Annotated in this window: 16 protein-coding genes; 9 read left to right on the forward strand and 7 right to left on the reverse strand. The window is 65.2% G+C overall.

What is annotated here, in order from left to right:
- The first annotated feature begins 79 nt into the window (after positions 1 to 79).
- Both QME24_RS03915 and QME24_RS03920 read left to right on the forward strand, forming a co-directional pair.
- Positions 80 to 1486: an adenosylmethionine--8-amino-7-oxononanoate transaminase gene (locus QME24_RS03915; protein WP_029887358.1), complete on the forward strand. Its 1407-nt coding sequence runs from the start codon at positions 80 to 82 to the stop codon at positions 1484 to 1486.
- A 70-nt stretch (positions 1487 to 1556) separates the two neighbouring features.
- Entirely contained in the window at positions 1557 to 2276 is a 720-nt protein-coding gene (locus QME24_RS03920) for a 16S rRNA (uracil(1498)-N(3))-methyltransferase (RefSeq protein WP_054904972.1), read from the forward strand.
- On the opposite strand, the gene QME24_RS03925 is transcribed toward QME24_RS03920, so the two are convergent.
- The 7 genes from QME24_RS03925 to QME24_RS03955 form a co-directional block, all read right to left on the reverse strand.
- Complete coding sequence (locus QME24_RS03925; protein ID WP_054904973.1) at positions 2277 to 2894, reverse strand: hemolysin III family protein; 618 nt, start codon at positions 2892 to 2894, stop codon at positions 2277 to 2279.
- Positions 2895 to 3017: 123 nt separating this feature from the next.
- Positions 3018 to 3479 (reverse strand): chemotaxis protein CheW, encoded by a 462-nt coding sequence (locus tag QME24_RS03930; RefSeq protein ID WP_054904974.1) that lies wholly within the window; start codon positions 3477 to 3479, stop codon positions 3018 to 3020.
- Entirely contained in the window at positions 3472 to 8421 is a 4950-nt protein-coding gene (locus QME24_RS03935; protein ID WP_280091500.1) for an Hpt domain-containing protein, read from the reverse strand. The genes QME24_RS03930 and QME24_RS03935 overlap by 8 nt, the downstream gene beginning before the upstream one ends.
- A 48-nt stretch (positions 8422 to 8469) precedes the next feature.
- Positions 8470 to 10494, reverse strand: a complete 2025-nt coding sequence (locus tag QME24_RS03940; RefSeq protein WP_280091506.1) for a methyl-accepting chemotaxis protein — start codon at positions 10492 to 10494, stop codon at positions 8470 to 8472.
- A gap of 47 nt (positions 10495 to 10541) precedes the next feature.
- Complete coding sequence (locus QME24_RS03945; RefSeq protein ID WP_029887363.1) at positions 10542 to 11096, reverse strand: chemotaxis protein CheW; 555 nt, start codon at positions 11094 to 11096, stop codon at positions 10542 to 10544.
- The gene (gene pilH / locus QME24_RS03950) at positions 11093 to 11458 is read right to left on the reverse strand and encodes a twitching motility response regulator PilH (RefSeq protein ID WP_054904977.1); all 366 of its coding nucleotides are present in this window, start codon (positions 11456 to 11458) and stop codon (positions 11093 to 11095) included. Before pilH ends, QME24_RS03945 begins: the two co-directional genes overlap by 4 nt.
- A 47-nt stretch (positions 11459 to 11505) precedes the next feature.
- Positions 11506 to 11907: a response regulator gene (locus QME24_RS03955; protein WP_009682818.1), complete on the reverse strand. Its 402-nt coding sequence runs from the start codon at positions 11905 to 11907 to the stop codon at positions 11506 to 11508.
- Positions 11908 to 12149: 242 nt separating this feature from the next.
- Between QME24_RS03955 and gshB the strand changes: the two genes are divergently transcribed.
- From gshB to QME24_RS03990, 7 genes are all read left to right on the forward strand, one after another.
- Entirely contained in the window at positions 12150 to 13103 is a 954-nt protein-coding gene (gene gshB / locus QME24_RS03960) for a glutathione synthase (RefSeq protein ID WP_280091499.1), read from the forward strand.
- Between the two features lie 91 nt (positions 13104 to 13194).
- Positions 13195 to 14100 carry an energy transducer TonB gene (locus QME24_RS03965; RefSeq protein ID WP_054904979.1) on the forward strand — a complete coding sequence of 302 codons (906 nt, stop codon included), beginning with the start codon at positions 13195 to 13197 and terminating at the stop codon, positions 14098 to 14100.
- A 357-nt stretch (positions 14101 to 14457) separates the two neighbouring features.
- The gene (locus QME24_RS03970) at positions 14458 to 15027 is read left to right on the forward strand and encodes a YqgE/AlgH family protein (RefSeq protein ID WP_054905285.1); all 570 of its coding nucleotides are present in this window, start codon (positions 14458 to 14460) and stop codon (positions 15025 to 15027) included.
- Entirely contained in the window at positions 15027 to 15452 is a 426-nt protein-coding gene (gene ruvX, locus QME24_RS03975) for a Holliday junction resolvase RuvX (RefSeq protein WP_054905286.1), read from the forward strand. The genes QME24_RS03970 and ruvX overlap by 1 nt, the downstream gene beginning before the upstream one ends.
- Before the next feature lie 49 nt (positions 15453 to 15501).
- Positions 15502 to 16020: a bifunctional pyr operon transcriptional regulator/uracil phosphoribosyltransferase PyrR gene (pyrR, locus tag QME24_RS03980; protein WP_054905287.1), complete on the forward strand. Its 519-nt coding sequence runs from the start codon at positions 15502 to 15504 to the stop codon at positions 16018 to 16020.
- Positions 16021 to 16032: 12 nt separating this feature from the next.
- Positions 16033 to 17037 (forward strand): aspartate carbamoyltransferase catalytic subunit, encoded by a 1005-nt coding sequence (locus tag QME24_RS03985; protein ID WP_009684474.1) that lies wholly within the window; start codon positions 16033 to 16035, stop codon positions 17035 to 17037.
- Positions 17034 to 18305 (forward strand): dihydroorotase, encoded by a 1272-nt coding sequence (locus QME24_RS03990; protein ID WP_029887681.1) that lies wholly within the window; start codon positions 17034 to 17036, stop codon positions 18303 to 18305. The genes QME24_RS03985 and QME24_RS03990 overlap by 4 nt, the downstream gene beginning before the upstream one ends.
- Positions 18306 to 18500 lie beyond the last annotated feature (195 nt).

Genomic DNA, 18500 nt, shown 5'->3' on the forward strand with positions numbered 1-18500 from the left:
CGCCCGGCGGTTGTCCTACCCTGCGGCATTGCTTAGGCTTACGCGGTCGAACCACGCCGCAAAGCCAGGAGAAGTGCCGATGGGCCTCAATGATCAGTGGATGCAACGTGACCTCAAGGTCCTGTGGCACCCCTGCACCCAGATGAAAGACCATGAGCAACTGCCGCTGATCCCGATCAGGCGCGGTGAAGGCGTATGGCTCGAAGACTTCGAAGGCAAGCGTTACCTGGACGCGGTGAGCAGCTGGTGGGTCAATGTGTTCGGCCACGCCAACCCGCGCATCAACCAGCGCATCAAGGACCAGGTCGACCAGCTGGAACACGTGATCCTGGCCGGCTTCAGCCATCAGCCGGTGATCGAGCTGTCCGAGCGCCTGGTGGCCATGACCCCGGCCGGGCTTGACCGGGTGTTCTACGCCGACAACGGCTCATCGTGCATCGAAGTCGCGTTGAAGATGAGCTTCCACTACTGGCAGAACGTCGGCAAGCCAGGCAAGAAACGCTTCGTCACCCTGACCAACAGCTACCACGGCGAAACCATCGCCGCGATGTCGGTCGGCGATGTGCCGCTGTTCACCGAGACGTACCAGGCGCTGCTGCTCGATACCCTCAAGGTGCCGAGCCCGGACTGCTACCTGCGCCCCGAGGGCATGGGCTGGGAAGAGCATTCGCGCAACATGTTTGCCAGCATGGAACAGACCCTGGCCGAGCACCACGAGACCATTTCGGCGGTGATCGTGGAGCCGCTGATCCAGGGCGCCGGCGGCATGCGCATGTACCACCCGGTGTACCTCAAGCTGTTGCGCGAGGCCTGCGACCGCTACGACGTGCACCTGATTCACGATGAAATCGCGGTGGGCTTTGGCCGTACCGGCACGATGTTCGCCTGCGAGCAGGCCGGCATCCGCCCAGACTTCCTGTGCCTGTCCAAAGCCCTTACCGGGGGCTACCTGCCACTGGCGGCCTGCCTGACCACCGACAAGGTGTACCAGGCCTTCTATGACGATTACCCGACCCTGCGGGCGTTCCTGCACTCGCACAGCTACACCGGCAACCCGCTGGCGTGCGCAGCGGCGCTGGCGACCCTGGACATCTTTGCCGAGGACAACGTGATCGAGGCCAACAAGGCCCTGGCCGCACGCATGGCCAGCGCCACCGCCCACCTGGCCGACCACGCCCACGTGGCCGAAATCCGCCAGACCGGCATGGCGCTGGCCATCGAGATGGTTCAGGACAAAGCGGGCAAGGTCGCTTACCCCTGGCAACAGCGGCGGGGCCTGAAGGTGTTCGAACACGCCTTGAGCCGCGGCGCGCTGTTGCGCCCGTTGGGCAGCGTGGTGTACTTCCTGCCGCCGTACGTGATCACCCCCGAGCAGATCGACTTCCTTGCCGAGGTCGCCAGCGAAGGCATCGACCTTGCCACCCGCGAGCGCATCAGCGTGGCGGTGCCGGCCAACTTCCACCCCGACTTCCGCGACCCGGGCTGATCGTGCAGCCCTTTCGCGACACAAGGCCGCTCCTACCCAGGGCGCGTTTCCCTTTGCCAACGAGCACTACATGAGACTGTCCCGCTTTTTCATCGATGCCCCCCTGAGCCTTGGCGAGCATGACCTGCCCGAGGCCCAAGCCCACTATATTGGCCGCGTCTTGCGCATGGCCCCCGGCGACGCCGTGCAGCTGTTTGATGGCAGCGGCCAGGAATACCGTGGCCATTTGCTTGAAGTGGGCAAGAAAACCGTACGCGTCAGCCTCGACCAGGCGTTTGCCGGCCAGGCCGATTCGCCCTTGCACATCCACCTTGGCCAAGGCCTGTCCCGCGGCGAGCGGATGGACTGGGCGATCCAGAAAGCCACCGAACTGGGCGCCAACGCCATCACGCCTATCATCAGCGAGCGCTGCGAAGTGCGCCTCAAAGACGAGCGCGCCGACAAGCGCCTGGCGCACTGGCGCCAGGTGGCAATCAGCGCCTGCGAACAATGCGGCCGCTCCACCTTGCCGGCCATCAACCCACCCATCACCCTGGCCGAATGGCTGAGCAGCACCCAGGCTGAGCTGAAGCTGGTGCTGCACCCGGTGGCCGAGCCGCTCACAAGCCATGCCAGGCCCGCCACCCTGGCCTTCTTGATCGGCCCTGAAGGCGGCCTTGGCGACGCTGAAGTCGAACAGGCGCAAAGCGCAGGCTTCCAGGCCGCACGCCTCGGCCCGCGCGTGCTGCGCACCGAAACCGCACCGGTAGTGGCGCTGTCGGTAGCGCAGCAGTTGTGGGGCGACTTTTAACTAACGCACGTAGAACGACACCGCCACAAAGTGCAAAAGGCTGCCGGCGATCACGAACAGGTGCCAGATACCGTGCGCGTGGCGCAGGCGGCTGTCGAGGGCGAAGAAGATGATGCCCACGGTATAGAACACTCCGCCGGCGGCGAGCCAGGCAAAGCCGGCGGTGCCCAGTGCTTGCAGCAGGGGGTTGACCGCCACCAGTACGATCCAGCCCATCACCGCGTAGATGATGATCGACAGGATCCGCGCTTCGGAGCGGGGCTTGATTTCCTGCAACATGCCAATCACTGCCAGCCCCCAGACCACGCCGAACAGGCTCCAGCCCCACGGGCCATGCAGGCTGACCAGGCAAAACGGTGTATAGCTGCCGGCAATCAGCAGGTAGATCGACAAGTGATCGAGCTTGCGCATGATCACCTTCGCCCGGCCGCGCGTGCTGTGGTAGAGGGTGGAGATGCTGTACAGCAACAGCAAGGTGCTGCCGTAGATGGAGAAACTGACGATCTTCCACGGGTCACCTTGCATACCCGCAACCACGATCAGCCAGATGGCACCGATGGTGGCCAGGATGGCACCGACCAGGTGCGTCCAGGCATTGAAGCGTTCACCGTAATACATGCAAACACAGACCTCTCTAGGAGCGGCTAGGTTCAAGCTGCAAGCTGCAAGCTGCAAGCCGATCGTGGTGAAATGAACACCGCCCTCAAGCTCGCAACTTCAAGTTTGAAACTTCGAGCGCTGCTATTGCAATTGCGCGTCACGCACCAGCCTTTCCAGCGCAACCAGGTCCGGCACCCGCGCCACTTGCTCGCCCACCTGCACTGCGGCCAACTCCAGCCGCCCCAGCGCCACGTCCACATAGTTGAGCTGGCTGTCGAGCTTGCAGGAACGCGGAATGTCTTGCAGCAGCAATGCCAGGTAGCGCAGGCCGGTGTCGCCCAAGGCATTGAGCACCACCACCCGCGCCCGCTCCCCGCACGGTGTTTCGCCACCGCAGGCAGCCTCGAAACCGATCAGCGGCAGGCGCTGCTGGCGCCAGTCGATCCAGCCCAGGTGCCAGGGCGGGTCGCCGCGCTGGCACAACAGGTTGCGTTGGCCGCTCAACTCGGCCACCGCCACGTTCGGTAGCACCAGGGTCCGGTCACCCAAGGGCAGCAACAACCCGGTCAGGCTGCTGCGCTGGCCGGCAATCAGTTCAAGCATGGGTCTGGCTCCACTGGGCGATACTTTGCAACAGCAACGACTCCTGGTACGGCTTGCCCAGGTATTCGTTCACGCCAATCGCCATGGCCCGGTCGCGGTGCTTCTGCCCGGTACGCGAGGTGATCATGATGATCGGCAGGTCTTTGAGCCGCTCATCACGGCGGATACGCGTAGCGACTTCGAAGCCGTCCATGCGCGGCATCTCGATGTCCAGCAGCAGCACATCGGGGCGGTGCTCCTGCAGCAACGCCATGGCATCGACACCGTCCTTGGCCGTGAGCACGCTCATGCCGTGGCGTTCCAGCAGGCGGCTGGTGACCTTGCGCACCGTGACCGAGTCGTCCACCACCATCACCAGCAGGGCGCGGCGCGGTACCGGGCCGGGCAACTGGCGCGGGTTGCCGCCCCCGGGCAGGCGCGCCAACCTGCGCTGCTGGCCACGCAGCTGGCCCAGCAGGTCGAGAATCAGCACGACCCGCCCATCGCCCAGCAACGTCGCCCCGGAAAGCCCGGCAACGGCGGCAAATTGCGGCCCCAGGCTTTTCACCACGATCTCCCGGCTGGGTGACAAGGCATCGGCCTGGATCGCGAACGACTGCTCCTTGGAATGCACCAGCAGCACCGGCAGCGGCACACTTTGCCCCAGCAAGCTCGGGCGCGGCATGCCTTGCAGCAACTCGCCCAGGTAACGCAACTCGTATTCGTGGCCGGCATACACATAGCGTGGCGTGTCCAGTTGGTAGCACGCCGCCAGCTCGGCCGGCGGCACGCGGACGATGCCCTCGATGGTATTGAGCGGGATGGCGTACTGTTCCTCGCCCAGGTGCACCATCAAGGCGCGGTTGATCGACACCGTGAACGGCAGGCGAATCAGGAACCGCGCGCCTTTGCCCTGGGCCGACTCGATGCTCATCGAACCGCCCAGCTGCTTGACCTCCTCGTGCACCACGTCCATGCCCAGGCCACGCCCGGAGATCTGGGTAATCTTCTCGGCGGTGGAAAAGCCGGGGCGCAGGATGAACTGCAGGATCTCGTGGTCGCTCAAGTGCGCCTGCGGGTCCAGCAAGCCGCGTTTGATCGCCTTGCGCCGTACGGCCTCCAGTGGCACGCCGGCACCGTCGTCGGTCATTTCGATGACGATATCCGCGCCTTCGTGCAGCAAGTTCAGGTGGATGGTACCCAGCTCCGGCTTGCCCGCAGCCAGGCGCATTTCGCGGCTTTCCAGGCCATGGTCCACGGCGTTGCGCAGCATGTGCTCCAGCGGCGCCACCATGCGTTCGAGCACGCTGCGGTCCAGTTCGCCCTCGGCGTTGCCGACCACCAGCTCCACTTGCTTGCCCAGCTCGCTGGCCACCTGGCGCACCACCCGTTGCAAACGCGGTACAAGGCGTTCGAAAGGCACCATCAGGGTGGCGGTCAGGCCCTCCTGCAACTGGCTGTTCACCCGCGCCTGTTGCTGCAGCAGGCTGTACGCCTCCTGGGCGCGCTGGGCCAGGGTTTCCTTCAGGTCGAGCAGGTCCGAGGCAGACTCGAACAGTGCCCGCGACAGCTGCTGCAATTGCGAATGGCGGTCCAGCTCCAGGGGGTCGAAATCGTCGTAGGCATCGCCCTCGAACGGCTGGCGGCTGGAGATCCGCCCCTGGGTCTCGCTATCCAGGCGCAACAACTGGTCGCGCATGCGCTCAAGGGTGGTTTCCATTTCGTTGAGGGCAAACTGCGCATCGTTGACCTGCTGCTCGATGCGCCCACGGATGATCGAGTGCTCACCTGCCAGGTTGCCCAGGTCGTCGAGCAGTTCGGCATCGACCTTGACCATGTCGCCGGCGGCGCGCTCAGGTGCCGCTGCCGGCACTTCGGCAGCGCTGGCATCTTGCGGCCCCTGGCCTGCGGCACTGTCGGTCAGTGCCGCGCTGCTGAAATTGCGTATGTAGTCGATCAGCGCCGTGGCCGCGTGCAGCGGCTGCCCCAGGCGCACGGCGTCGAGCATTTGGGCCAGGCGATCGTGGCAGTTCTGCAGCAAGGCGAACAACGGTGCACTGGGTGGCAGGCGGCCAGCGGCCAGCAGTTCGTAGAGAAACTCAAGCTCATGGGCAAAGTCGCCGATTGGGGTGATTTCGACCATGCGCGCCACGCCCTTGAGGGTGTGCAGGTCGCGCATCAGGTTGTCCACCTCGACGCTGTTGCGCGGGTCGGCTTGCCAGCGGGCCAGGGCTGCAGCGGCGCTTTCGACGATGTCCGAGCTTTCTTCGAGGAATACCTCCAACAACTCCTCGCCAGGGCTTTCGGCCTCCTCGACCTGGGGCTCGGCCACTTCCGGCGGCAGTGACGGGCGTGGCAAGCCCAGGCCCAAGGCGTCGGTCAGGTCCATGTCCGGGTGCAGCGGGGTGACCGCGTCGATACCCACCAGGCCGGTGGCATCCGGGGCCAGCGCCTGGTCCAGCAGCGCACGCAGGCGCTCGACCAGTTCCGGGCGCGGCGCTACATCCTGGCCGGCCGCCACTTCATCGAGCATGTCCATCAGGGCTTCATGGGCACCCTGGGCGAGGGCGAAGAAACCTGCATCGGCAGCCAGGCTGCCCTCCTCCACGGCACCATAGAGGTCGAGCAGGGCCTCGCACAGGTCATCCATTGGGCGAAGGTCGGCCAGGTGCGCGGCATGGCCCAGCGTGGTCATTTCATCCAGCAGGGTGTCCAGCGCATCGCGTTGGCCGGGCTGCTGCTGCCAACGCGACAGCAACGATTCGGCGTTGAGCAGGGTATCCATCGCTTGCGCGAGGAAACTGGCCACCCACTGCGGGTCATGCCTGCCGCGCCGCTGCTGCTGAGGGTCGGCGTGCAGGCTGGCCAGCCGCTCGTCCACTGCCTGGCCAACCCGCTCGATCAGGTCCGAGGCCCCGGCAATGGCGGCCAGCGGGGTGCTGTCCAGTTGCGCCAGGCCCAGCTGGAACAACGCCCGGGCAGCCTCAAGCCACTCGACTTCAGCCATCTGCAGCGGTAACTGGTGGCCCTTGTATTCGCGTACCAGGCGGTCGAAGGCCGTGGCCAGTTCGGCAAGCGGCATCACCCCGGCCATGGCGGCGCTGCCCTTGAGCGTGTGCAAGGCACGTTGCAGGTCATCGCTGACCGGCGTGTCATGGCCGCCGGCACCCTGCAGGAAGGCGTCGAGACTGGCCAGGTGGCCTTGCGCTTCGCTGCGGAAGATGTCCAGCAACTGCGGGTCGAGGCCATCGAGGTCGGCGACCGCGGGTGGGTCGTTTTCAGCCAGGCCATGCAGATGCCCAGCCAGTCGTTCGATGTCGCTCAGCTGCGGTAACTGGCCTGCGGCAAAGTCGGCCAGCAGGTCTGGCAACTGCACGAAGGCTTGCTGCAGCGCCACCACGCCCTGGGCGCTGAGCGCCCTGCGGCCTTCGATTACACGGTTCAAGAGGTGTTCGGCGCCCCACGCCAGTTCGGCCACGGCTTCGGCATGGACCATACGCCCACTGCCCTTGAGCGTGTGCAAGGCGCGCCGAACATCGCCCAGTGCTGCCATCTGCTGGTTATCGGCACGCCAGCGCAGCCAGTGCCGCTCGATTTCCGGTAACAGCTCACCGGCCTCTTCGAGGAACACCTCGCGCAGCTCATCATCGATGCCATCGCTGCTGTCATCGGCGCCTTCAGTGGCGGTGGGTTGCGTACACTGCACCCCAAGCGCAGCCAGGCTGGCCCGTGCGGTGTCGATAAAGGGCTGGCCATCGGCCAGCGGATCTGCGACACGCCATTGCAGATAACACTCGGCCGCGCTCAGGGCCTGCGCCAGGTGGGCCAGCTCATCGGCCGGCGGCTCCGCTTCCAGGTGTTGCAGCCAACCCTGCACATAGCCGGCACACCCCTCAAACAGCTCGGCCACCGCAGGCAGCATCAACATGGCCAGTGCCCCGCGAACCTGCTGCAACAACCCCGGCAGGGGTTGCAGGCGCTGCCGAGGCCAGCCGGACTCCAGGCAATCGCCAATCAGGTCCTTGGCCTGCTGCAGCACATTCAGCGACTCGTTCAGCACCAACTGGCGAATCTCGGCCAGGTCCGAGCCAGCCAGGCCGCCCTGGCCGTTTTCCTCCAGCGGGCCGACCATGCCGTTGAGGGTGGCCTCCACGTACAGCAGCGCACCTGCCACATCCATCAGCACCGCATCGTCAACGGCACGCGCCCCCTCGGCCAGCGCCTGCAAGGCCAGCACCTGGTCGATGATCACCCGCCGTGGCTGCTGAAAGCCCAGCACGGCGAGGGTATCGGCGACATGCCGCAGGGGCGCCAGCAAAGCGTCAAGCTGTTCACGGTGCTGACGGTCGCCCCGCACGAACTGGTCAAGCCGCTCCTTGATGCGCATCAGGTCGTCGCACAGCGCGGTCACTACCGAGCGCAAGGCATCCCTGCCCGGCCCGGCCTGCAGCTGTTCACGCCAATTGCCCAGCGACAGATCGAGGTTGGCCAGGTCATCGGCACCGGCGAAGCGGTGCGCCGTGCCGCTGATCAGGCTGGCCTGGGCCAGCGGCTCGACACCCCGGCAGGCGCGCAACTGGTTGAGCAACGGCAGCATCACCAATGGCAGGTCATGGCGCGCGCCACGCAAGCGTTCAAGGTACGCCGGCAATTGCTCGAGGCCGCGGAACAATGCGCCCAGGCAATCCCCGCGCGGGCTGACCTGGCCATCGGCCAAGGCCTTGGCGAACAGCTCCAGCTCTTCGGCCAAGCGTGTTGCGCCGCGCAATTCGAGCATACGCAGGCAACCATGCACCTGGTGCAGGTTGTCGACCACGAAGGCCAGCATCGACAGCTCGCCCGGCTCGCCGGCAAAGCGCTCCAGCGCCTGGCGGGCCTGGCCCAGGCAATCGAGGATGGCGGCCTTGGTCCAGGCCAGCGCCACGGTATCGTGGCGCTCGGGGCTTAGTGCTGCTACAGCCATGGGCACTCCTCAGCGCGGTATATCAGTACGGCTCATCGCAAGGCCGGTTCACTTGGGCTCGGCAGGTGGTGGCAAGGTGAAGCCAGACACCGAACGGCGCATCTCGCTGGCCATGCGCGCCAGGTGGCGAATACTGTCGGCGGTCGCACTAGAACCGGCGGAAGTCTGCGCAGTGATCTGCTGGATCACCGCCATGGTGTGGGAAATCTGCCCGGCCGAAGAGGTCTGCAATTGCGCGGCGTCGGAAATGCTGTGGATAAGGTCGGCAAGGTTCTGCGACACCCCTTCGATCTCGGCCAGCGCCACCCCGGCATCCTGGGCCAGGCGGGCACCGCGCACCACCTCGGCGGTGGTTTGCTCCATGGATATGACGGCTTCGTTGGTGTCGGCCTGGATGGTGCGCACCAACGCCTCGATCTGGCGGGTGGCCGACGACGAGCGCTCGGCCAGGCGCTGCACTTCGTCGGCGACCACGGCAAAGCCGCGCCCGGCTTCGCCCGCCAGCGAGGCCTGGATCGCCGCGTTCAGGGCAAGGATATTGGTCTGGTCGGCGATATCGTCGATCAGGCTGACGATATCGCCGATTTCCTGGGACGACTCGCCCAGCCGCTTGATGCGCTTGGCGGTGTCCTGGATCTGCTCGCGAATGTTGTCCATGCCGTTGATGGTGTTGTGCACCACCTCGTTGCCCTTGTTGGCGATGGCCACCGACCGCTCGGCAACCTTGGCAGATTCATAGGCATGTGCGGAAACCCGGTCGATCGACTCGACCATGTCGCCCACCGCCTCGGACGCCTCGCTGATCTGCTCAGCCTGCTGCTCGGAGGCCTTGGCCAGCTGCCGCGCGGTGTTCTGCGTATCCTGCACGGCGGCGGCAACCTGCACCGCACTGTGGTTGATGGTAGCGACCAGGTCACGCAGCTGGTCGACCGAATAGTTGATCGAGTCGGCAATGGCGCCGGTAAAGTCTTCGGTGACCGAAACCGTCACCGTCAGGTCGCCATCGGCCAGCTCTTCGATTTCATCGAGCAGGCGCATGATTGCCTGTTGGTTGCGTTCGTTCTTTTCTGCCGTCTCGCGCAGCTGGCGGTTGGTGGTACGCACCATCACCAGGCCGATGAGGATGATCGAAGCCAGGGCCAGCAGGCCCAGGGCGTAGCCACCCACGGTATCGAGGGTGCGCCCGCCGGCCAGGTTTTCAAAACCGTTGGCCAGGTGCGAGGCCTCGTCGAGCAGGGTTTGCGACAGGCTGAAGATATTGCCCGCCGCCTCGCGCACCCGGAACAGCTCTGGGGAGGTTTCGAGAATTTCGTCCACCGAACCGGCAACGAACTGGAACAGCTCGGCAATTTCGGCCAACCGGGCACGGGCGTCGGCATCTGCAACTCGGGTTACCTGAATGCCCGCACCGCCGTTGAGCATCCCTTGCAGCACCTGGCCGAAACGCCCGGCATCACGCCCGAACGCATCGGCCGCCTGGGCTGCCGCGTCATCACCGGCCAGCACGGTGTTGACCGAGCCGAGGATCCGCTCGGCCAGCAACAATTGGCGCTGGGCCACCGCCACCTGGTTGGCCGGGGCGCCGCTCTGCAGCAGGATCTCGACGACCTTTTCGTACTCCACCTGCAGTTGCGGCACGGTTTCGGCCAGGGTCGCCGCCACCTGGTGCAGCGACAGCACCGTCTGTTCAGTGGCCAGGATGGTATCGGTGTTCTTGCGCAGGTTTTCCCAGTCACGCCGCACCGCTTCCATTTCATCACGCACGGCGGGCGGCGCGGGCGGCAGGCCGGTGGCTTTGTCACCTTGGCGCAGGTAGCCCCAGCGCCGCTCGAAATCGTTGCGCGCATCCGACAGCAACTTGAACGCCAACGCCTTGCCTGCAGCGGCTTCGGTGGCGTTCTTGGCGATGCGCTGCGACAGCACGCGCAACTCGCCGGCATGGCCGATGTACTGCTTGTCGTAGTTGGACTGGGTGTTCAGGTAAGCGAAATTGGCGAACAGCAGGATGATCGACAGGATCAGGATCAGGAACAGCACGGTGATCTGCGCGATGCTGCGGGTACGCGGGGTCACGGTGGTGGCCGTGACGGGGGCGGCGGGTGTGTTCACATTCGCAGGTCCTATAGCGCCACATCGAGAAAGCCCGGCGCCTGGGCCAGGGCGAAGGGGCTGAAGATCGCCCAATTGCGTTCACGCGGGAAGTGCCCTTGCACAAAGCGCGCAGCGGCACGAATCAGCGGCTGTGGCGGGGACAGTTGCAGGCTGTCGAGGGTAAAGTGCTGCAAACCGAGCACTTCGTCCACCAGCAGGCCGACGAACAGGTCGTCGTGGTCCACCACCAGCACCCGGCGCTGCTTGCCCGGGGCGGCGTGGCCCAGGCCAAAGAAGCTGCTCAGGTCCATTACCGGCAACAACCGGCCACGCAGGTTGGCCACGCCGCAGACCCATGGCTGCACCCCCGGTACCCGGCTGCTACGCGGCTCGCGCAGCACCTCGGCCACCTCGCCCATGGGCGCGACGAACCATTGCCCGGCGGTGCGAAAGCCAATGCCACTCCATTCTTGCAGGCGGTTGTCTTGCGGCGGCTGGTCAGCGACCAGCAAACGGCAGCGCCGGTCGATGTCCAGCAACAACTCGAAGGCGGTCAGTGACGCGCCCTGCGGGCGGCTGGTCAAGCCCCCAGCACTTCTTTGAGCTTGGCGATCAGCGCCTCTTCGCCCACCGGTTTGGTGAGGAAGTCGCGGGCGCCCTGGCGGGTGGCCCAGATGCGGTCGGTCTCCTGGTCCTTGGTGGTGACCATGATCACCGGGATGGCACTGGTTTCCGGGTCTTTGCTGAGCTGGCGGGTGGCCTGGAAGCCGTTCATGACCGGCATGACGACGTCCATCAGCACGGCGTCCGGCTTTTCTTGCCGGGCCAGGGCCACGCCATTGGCACCGTTTTCGGCCTTGCTCACTTGATGGCCATGCTTTTCAAGAAACTCGGTCAAACGTTGCATCTCTGTCGGCGAGTCGTCGACAATCAGAACTCGGGCCATGCTGTTACCCCATCAGGAAAGTAGAACCGTGCCATGGCGGGGCGCGGTCAGGGTGCTTGTGGTTCAGGTGCCGCAAACCCGGGCACATGGGCACGGATTGCGTCGAGCAGTTCTTCCTTGCTGAACGGCTTGGTCAGAAACTGATCAGAGCCGACTACCCGGCCGCGGGCCTTGTCGAACAGCCCGTCGCGCGACGACAACAGGATCACCGGGGTGTCCTTGAAGGCGCTGTTGTGCTTGATGATGGCGCAGGTCTGGTAGCCGTCCAGGCGCGGCATCAACACGTCGACGAAGATGATGCCGGGGCGGTGATCGACGATCTTGGCCAGGGCATCGAAGCCATCGCTGGCGGTGATCACCTCGCAGCCGGCTTCACCGAGCAACATCTGCGCAGTGCGGCGGATCGTGCGCGAGTCGTCGATCACCATCACCTTCAGGGGTTGTTCCATAGACGCCTACCCGTAGGAATTGAGCTGCAAGTTGCAAGCGGCAAGGTACAACAAAAGCCCAGCCGGCACGCGGCTGCTTTGCTCTTGAGGCTTGGAGCCAAGGGCTTGCAGCTGCATTTTTAACACACTCCGGGTGGCCGTTCCATCTGCGCCGCCCCTTGACCAGCGGCGTTCACAGCGCCACCCTGAGCCACTTTTCTTCCGACCCATCGCGGCAACGCGCCGCCAAGAGGAACCACCCCATGAGCGTTCGCCTCGGCATTGTCATGGACCCGATCGCGTCCATCTCCTACAAAAAGGACAGCTCGCTGGCCATGCTGCTGGCCGCCCAGGCACGCGGCTGGAGCCTGTTCTACATGGAGCAGCGCGACCTGTACCAGGGCGAAGGCAAAGCCCGTGCACGCATGCGCCCGCTGAACGTTTTCGCCGACCCGGCCCGCTGGTTCGAGCTGGGCGAAGAACAGGACAGCACCCTGGCCGAGCTGGACGTGATCCTGATGCGCAAGGACCCGCCGTTCGACATGGAGTTCGTCTACAGCACCTACCTGCTGGAGCAAGCCGAGAACGATGGCGTGCTGGTGGTCAACCGCCCGCAAAGCCTGCGTGACTGCAACGAAAAACTGTTCGCCACGCTGTTCCCGCAGTGCACGCCACCGACGCTGGTCAGCCGCCGCCCGGACATCATCCGCGAGTTTGCCGCCAAGCATGGTGACGTGATCCTCAAACCGCTGGATGGCATGGGCGGCACGTCGATCTTCCGCCATCGGGTGGGCGACCCGAACCTGTCGGTGATCCTCGAAACCCTGACCGCGCTGGGTGCCCAGCAGATCATGGCACAGGCCTACCTGCCGGCGATCAAGGACGGCGACAAGCGCATCCTGATGATCGACGGCGAGCCGATCGACTACTGCCTGGCGCGCATTCCGGCCAGCGGCGAAACCCGTGGCAACCTGGCTGCCGGTGGCCGCGGCGAGGCGCGCCCGCTGAGCGACCGGGACCGCTGGATTGCCGCCCAGGTGGGGCCAACCCTGCGCGAGAAAGGCCTGTTGTTCGTGGGCCTCGACGTGATCGGCGATTACCTCACCGAGATCAACGTCACCAGCCCGACCTGCATTCGCGAAATCGACAACGCCTACAACACCGATATCGGCGGCAAGCTGATGGATGCCATTGATCGCCAGTTGCAGGCGCGCTGACCGCCGACGCACGGCATTTACCCGGAGTGGGGTATGATGCGGGTCCCATTTGCCTGGCCTGCTGCCCCGCCCTGCGGTTGCTGGATACCCGATGACGCTGCCCGCTGATATCCCTTCCGACCTGCTGCCCCCACGCGTTCGCCCAGTGGACCGGCTCGGTTTCACGCTGTTCCTGGCTGCGCTGGTGCACCTGGCGCTGATCCTCGGCGTCGGTTTCACCGTGGTCAAGCCTGCCGAAATCCGCCATACCATGGACATTACCCTGGCCACCTTCAAAAGCGAAAAACCGCCGGAGAAAGCTGATTTTCAGGCCCAGGACAACCAGCAAGGCAGCGGCACCCTGGACAAGAAGGCGGTGCCCAAGACCACCGAAGTGGCGCCGTTCCAGGACAGCAAGATCAACAAGATCACCCCCCCGCCGGCAGCCAAGCCGGAAGTAGTGCCGCCACCAACCCCGCAGAAGTCGGCGGTGGTGACCACCGCGCCCAAGGCGCACAAGGTCGAGCCCAAGCCCAAGCCCAGCAAGGCGCAACCCAAGCCAGCCGCGCCCGCCCCGGACTTCGACAGCTCGCAGCTGTCCAGCCAGATCGCCAGCCTGGAGGCAGAGCTGTCCAACGAACAGCAACTGTACGCCAAGCGCCCGCGCATCCACCGCCTGAACGCTGCCTCGACCATGCGCGACAAGGGCGCCTGGTACAAGGAAGAGTGGCGCAAGAAAGTCGAGCGGGTGGGCAACCTCAACTACCCCGACGAGGCGCGCCGGCAGCAGATCTACGGCAACCTGCGCATGATGGTCTCGATCAACCGCGACGGCTCGCTGTACGAAGTGCTGGTACTGGAGTCGTCCGGCCAGCCGGTGCTGGACCAGGCAGCGCAGCGTATCGTGCGGCTGGCGGCGCCGTTCGCACCGTTTACCGGGGACCTGGCCGAATTCGACCGCCTGGAGATCATCCGCACCTGGCGCTTTGCCCGTGGGGACCGTTTGTCCAGTAACTGAGTTATGCCTTGGGTTTAGGGCTTGCGATATGCGGTGGCGCGGATATCGAGCGCCGCCCGCGCGGCGCATCGCGAGCTGCGCTCGCTCCTACGTTTGTTTCGGGCCAGTCATGCCTGTGATGGCGGCGCGCGACCGCCTTGTCTGTACCCTTCGATAGTGAGCCATGCGCCAAGACGGTCGCGCGCGATGGGCACAGGATTTATTGGCCCGAAACAAACGTAGGAGCGAGCGCAGCTCGCGATGCGCCGCGCGGGCGGCGCTCGATCTCACAACCAACAAAACCCTCAAGACACTGACCAACCAAACGACACAAAGCGGACCTTGTCAGCCCCGCCACCTGGCGCCACACTATCCCCCATGAAAACCCTCGCCCCGAGCTACCTCAAGCATCAGTTCCTGATCGCCATGCCGCACATGGCCGATCCGAACTTCGCCCAGACCCTCACGTACATTGTCGAGCACAACGCCCATGGTGCCATGGGCCTGGTGGTGAATCGGCCGCAGGAACTGAGCCTGGCCGATATTCTCGAGCAATTGCGCCCGGACGAAACGCCGCCGGACAGCACTTTGCAAGTGCCGATCTACCAGGGCGGCCCGGTGCAGACCGACCGTGGCTTCGTGCTGCACAGCAGCGAGTGCAGCTTCCAGGCGAGCGTGGCGCTGGAAGGGCTGACGCTGAGCACGTCGCAGGACATCCTGCTGGCCATTGCCGCCGGGGTCGGCCCCAAGCAAAGCCTGATCACGCTCGGCTATGCCGGCTGGGAAGCCGGCCAGCTGGAAGCGGAGCTGGCCGAAAATGCCTGGCTCAACTGCCCGTTCGACCCGCAAATCATCTTTGAAATGGCCAGTGACCTGCGCCTGGAGGCCGCCGCCGCCAGCCTGGGCATCAACCTGCACCTGCTGACCAGCCAGGCGGGCCACGCCTGATGACCGAACTACGCCTGCTGCTGGGTTTCGACTATGGCAGCAAACAGATCGGTGTGGCCGTCGGCCAGGTCATCACCGGCCAGGCCCGTGAGCTGTGCACGCTGAAGGCGCAGAACGGCGTGCCGGACTGGGCCCAGGTGGAAAAGCTGATTGCCGAATGGAAGCCGGACGCCATCGTCGTCGGCCTGCCATTGAACATGGACGGCACGCCCAGCGAAATGAGCGCCCGCGCCGAAAAATTTGCCCGCCGCCTCAATGGCCGCTTCAACCTGCCCGTGCACACCCACGACGAGCGCCTGACCACTTTCGAGGCCAAAGGCGAGCGCATGGCCCGTGGCGGCCAGCGCGGCAGCTACCGCGACAACCCGGTCGATGCCATCGCCGCGGCCCTGTTGCTGCAAGGCTGGCTGGAGGCCAATACCTGATCATCTTTGCCGCCGGCCACGCCCGGCGCACCCTTCCGAGGAGCCCGCAATGAGCCTACCCAACCCCGCCGAGCTGGTCCGGCAGATGGCTGTCGACCTTCGCGCCCACCTGGCCCGCCGCAGCATCAGCGGGCCGCGTTACATCGGTATTCGTACAGGTGGTGTCTGGGTTGCCCAGGCCCTGCAGGAGGCCATGGGCGACGAGAGTGCCATGGGTACCCTGGACGTCTCGTTCTACCGCGATGACTTCAGCCAGAATGGCCTGCACCCGCAGGTACGCCCGTCCGAGCTGCCGTTCGAAGTCGAAGGTCAGCACCTGGTGTTGGTGGATGACGTGCTGATGAGCGGCCGCACCATCCGCGCGGCGCTCAACGAACTGTTCGATTATGGCCGCCCGGCCAGCGTCACCCTGGTCTGCCTGGTGGACCTGGATGCCGGCGAACTGCCAATCCGCCCGAATGTGGTCGGCACCACCCTGTCGCTGGCCCCCGATGAACGGGTAAAATTGACCGGACCCGCACCGCTCGCCCTCGAGCGCCAGGACCTCGCCCCCGCTTCCGCCCTTTAAGAGTCCCCCGCGATGACGCCAATCGACGCCAAGCGCCCGCTGCAGCTCAATGACCAGGGCCAGCTGCGCCACTTCCTCTCGCTTGACGGTTTGCCCCGCGAACTGCTCACCGAGATCCTCGACACCGCCGACTCCTTCCTGGAAGTCGGTGCCCGGGCCGTGAAAAAAGTCCCTTTGCTGCGCGGCAAGACCGTGTGCAACGTGTTCTTCGAGAACTCGACCCGTACCCGCACCACCTTCGAGCTGGCAGCCCAGCGCCTGTCTGCCGACGTGATCAGCCTGAATGTGTCGACGTCCTCGACCAGCAAGGGCGAGACCTTGTTCGACACCCTGCGCAACCTCGAAGCCATGGCCGCCGACATGTTCGTCGTGCGCCACTCCGACTCGGGGGCTGCGCATTTCATCGCCGAGCACGTGTGCCCGCACGTTGCCGTGATCAACGGTGGTGACGGCCGCCATGCGCACCCGACCCAGGGCATGCTCGACATGCTGACCATCCGTCGCCACAAGGGCAGCTTCGAGAACCTGTCGGTAGCGATCGTCGGCGATATCCTGCACTCGCGGGTAGCCCGCTCCGACATGCTGGCGCTCAAGGCCCTGGGTTGCCCGGACATTCGCGTGATCGGGCCGAAAACCCTGATCCCGGTCGGTATCGAGCAGTACGGCGTGAAGGTCTACACCGACCTCGCCGAGGGCCTGAAGGATGTCGACGTGGTGATCATGCTGCGCCTGCAGCGTGAGCGCATGGCCGGTGGCCTGCTGCCCAGCGAAGGCGAGTTCTACCGCCTGTTCGGCCTGACCACCGCCCGCCTGGCCGGGGCCAAGCCGGATGCCATCGTCATGCACCCAGGCCCGATCAACCGGGGCGTGGAGATTGAGTCGGCGGTGGCCGACGGCAAGCATTCGGTGATCCTCAACCAGGTTACCTACGGCATCGCTGTACGCATGGCAGTGCTGTCCATGGCCATGAGCGGGCAAAACGCGCAACGTCAATTCGACCAGGAGAACGCCCAGTGACCATCAGCATTCTTGGCGCCCGGGTCATCGACCCCAACAGCGGCCTAGACCAGGTCACCGACCTGCACCTGGACGGTGGCCGCATTGCTGCCATCGGCGCCGCCCCGGCCGGTTTCAGCGCCAGCCGCACGATCCAGGCGCAAGGCCTGGTTGCCGCGCCTGGCCTGGTCGACCTTGGCGTGTCCCTGCGCGAACCGGGCTTTAGCCGCAAAGGCAACATCGCCAGCGAAACCCGCGCAGCCGTGGCCGGCGGCGTGACCAGCCTGTGCTGCCCACCGCAAACCAAGCCGGTGCTGGACACCTCGGCCGTGGCCGAGCTGATTCTCGACCGTGCCCGCGAAGCGGCCAACAGCAAGGTCTACCCGATCGGCGCCCTGACCAAGGGCCTGGAAGGCGAGCAACTGGCGGAGCTGGTGGCCCTGCGTGACACCGGCTGCGTGGCATTCGGCAACGGCCTGAAGGAAATCCCCAACAACCGTACCTTGGCCCGCGCCCTGGAGTATGCCGCCACCTTCGACCTGACCGTGGTGTTCCATTCCCAGGACCGCGACCTGGCCCAGGGCGGCCTGGCCCATGAAGGCGCCATGGCCAGCTTCCTTGGCTTGCCGGGCATTCCGGAAAGCGCCGAAACCGTGGCCTTGGCGCGCAACCTGCTGCTGGTCGAGCAGAGTGGCGTGCGCGCGCACTTCAGCCAGATCACCAGCGCCCGTGGCGCGCGGCTGATCGCCCAGGCCCAGGCACTTGGCCTGCCGGTAACCGCTGACGTGGCGCTGTACCAGCTGATTCTCACCGACGAGTCGCTGCGCGAGTTCTCCAGCCTGTACCACGTGCAGCCACCGCTGCGTACTGCTGCTGACCGTGACGGCCTGCGTGAAGCGGTCAAGTCTGGCGTGATCCAGGCGATTTCCAGCCACCACCAGCCGCACGAACGCGATGCCAAGCTGGCCCCTTTCGGTGCTACCGAACCGGGTATCAGCAGCGTCGAGTTGCTGCTGCCGCTGGCCATGACCCTGGTGCAGGACGGCCTGCTCGACCTGCCCACCCTGCTCGCCCGCCTGAGCAGCGGCCCGGCTGCCGCCCTGCGCCTGCCTGCGGGTGAGTTGAAAGCAGGCGGCGCGGCCGACCTGGTGCTGTTCGACCCGCAAGCCTCGACCGTTGCCGGCGAGCAATGGCTGTCGCGGGGTGAGAACTGCCCGTTCATCGGCCACTGCCTGCCGGGTGCAGTGCGTTATACCTTGGTCGATGGGCACGTTTGCCACGAGGCCTAAGGGCTAGCTGCAAGCTGCAAGCTGCAAGTCGAAAGTCGAAAGTCGAAAGTCGAAAGTCGAAAGTCGAAAGTCGAAAGTCGAAAGTCGCAAGAAGAAGCAAGCCTCCCACGGATCTGCTTTTTCTTGCCGCTTGTAGCTTGTAGCTTGCAGCTTGCAGCTTGCAGCTTGCAGCTTGCAGCTTGCAGCTTGCAGCTT

Source organism: Pseudomonas sp. PARCl1 (assembly GCF_947311875.1).
Taxonomy (GTDB): Bacteria; Pseudomonadota; Gammaproteobacteria; order Pseudomonadales; family Pseudomonadaceae; genus Aquipseudomonas; species Aquipseudomonas juntendi.

What these genes read in the sequence shown, in the direction of transcription:
- QME24_RS03985 (WP_009684474.1), top strand. Translation starts at nt 16,033, where the DNA reads ATGACGCCAATCGACGCCAAGCGCCCGCTGCAGCTCAATGACCAGGGC.
- QME24_RS03915 (WP_029887358.1), top strand. Translation starts at nt 80, where the DNA reads ATGGGCCTCAATGATCAGTGGATGCAACGTGACCTCAAGGTCCTGTGG.
- QME24_RS03920 (WP_054904972.1), top strand. Translation starts at nt 1,557, where the DNA reads ATGAGACTGTCCCGCTTTTTCATCGATGCCCCCCTGAGCCTTGGCGAG.
- QME24_RS03935 (WP_280091500.1), bottom strand. Translation starts at nt 8,421, where the DNA reads ATGGCTGTAGCAGCACTAAGCCCCGAGCGCCACGATACCGTGGCGCTG.
- QME24_RS03955 (WP_009682818.1), bottom strand. Translation starts at nt 11,907, where the DNA reads ATGGAACAACCCCTGAAGGTGATGGTGATCGACGACTCGCGCACGATC.
- QME24_RS03970 (WP_054905285.1), top strand. Translation starts at nt 14,458, where the DNA reads ATGAAAACCCTCGCCCCGAGCTACCTCAAGCATCAGTTCCTGATCGCC.
- QME24_RS03925 (WP_054904973.1), bottom strand. Translation starts at nt 2,894, where the DNA reads ATGTATTACGGTGAACGCTTCAATGCCTGGACGCACCTGGTCGGTGCC.
- pilH (WP_054904977.1), bottom strand. Translation starts at nt 11,458, where the DNA reads ATGGCCCGAGTTCTGATTGTCGACGACTCGCCGACAGAGATGCAACGT.
- gshB (WP_280091499.1), top strand. Translation starts at nt 12,150, where the DNA reads ATGAGCGTTCGCCTCGGCATTGTCATGGACCCGATCGCGTCCATCTCC.
- pyrR (WP_054905287.1), top strand. Translation starts at nt 15,502, where the DNA reads ATGAGCCTACCCAACCCCGCCGAGCTGGTCCGGCAGATGGCTGTCGAC.
- QME24_RS03965 (WP_054904979.1), top strand. Translation starts at nt 13,195, where the DNA reads ATGACGCTGCCCGCTGATATCCCTTCCGACCTGCTGCCCCCACGCGTT.
- ruvX (WP_054905286.1), top strand. Translation starts at nt 15,027, where the DNA reads ATGACCGAACTACGCCTGCTGCTGGGTTTCGACTATGGCAGCAAACAG.
- QME24_RS03930 (WP_054904974.1), bottom strand. Translation starts at nt 3,479, where the DNA reads ATGCTTGAACTGATTGCCGGCCAGCGCAGCAGCCTGACCGGGTTGTTG.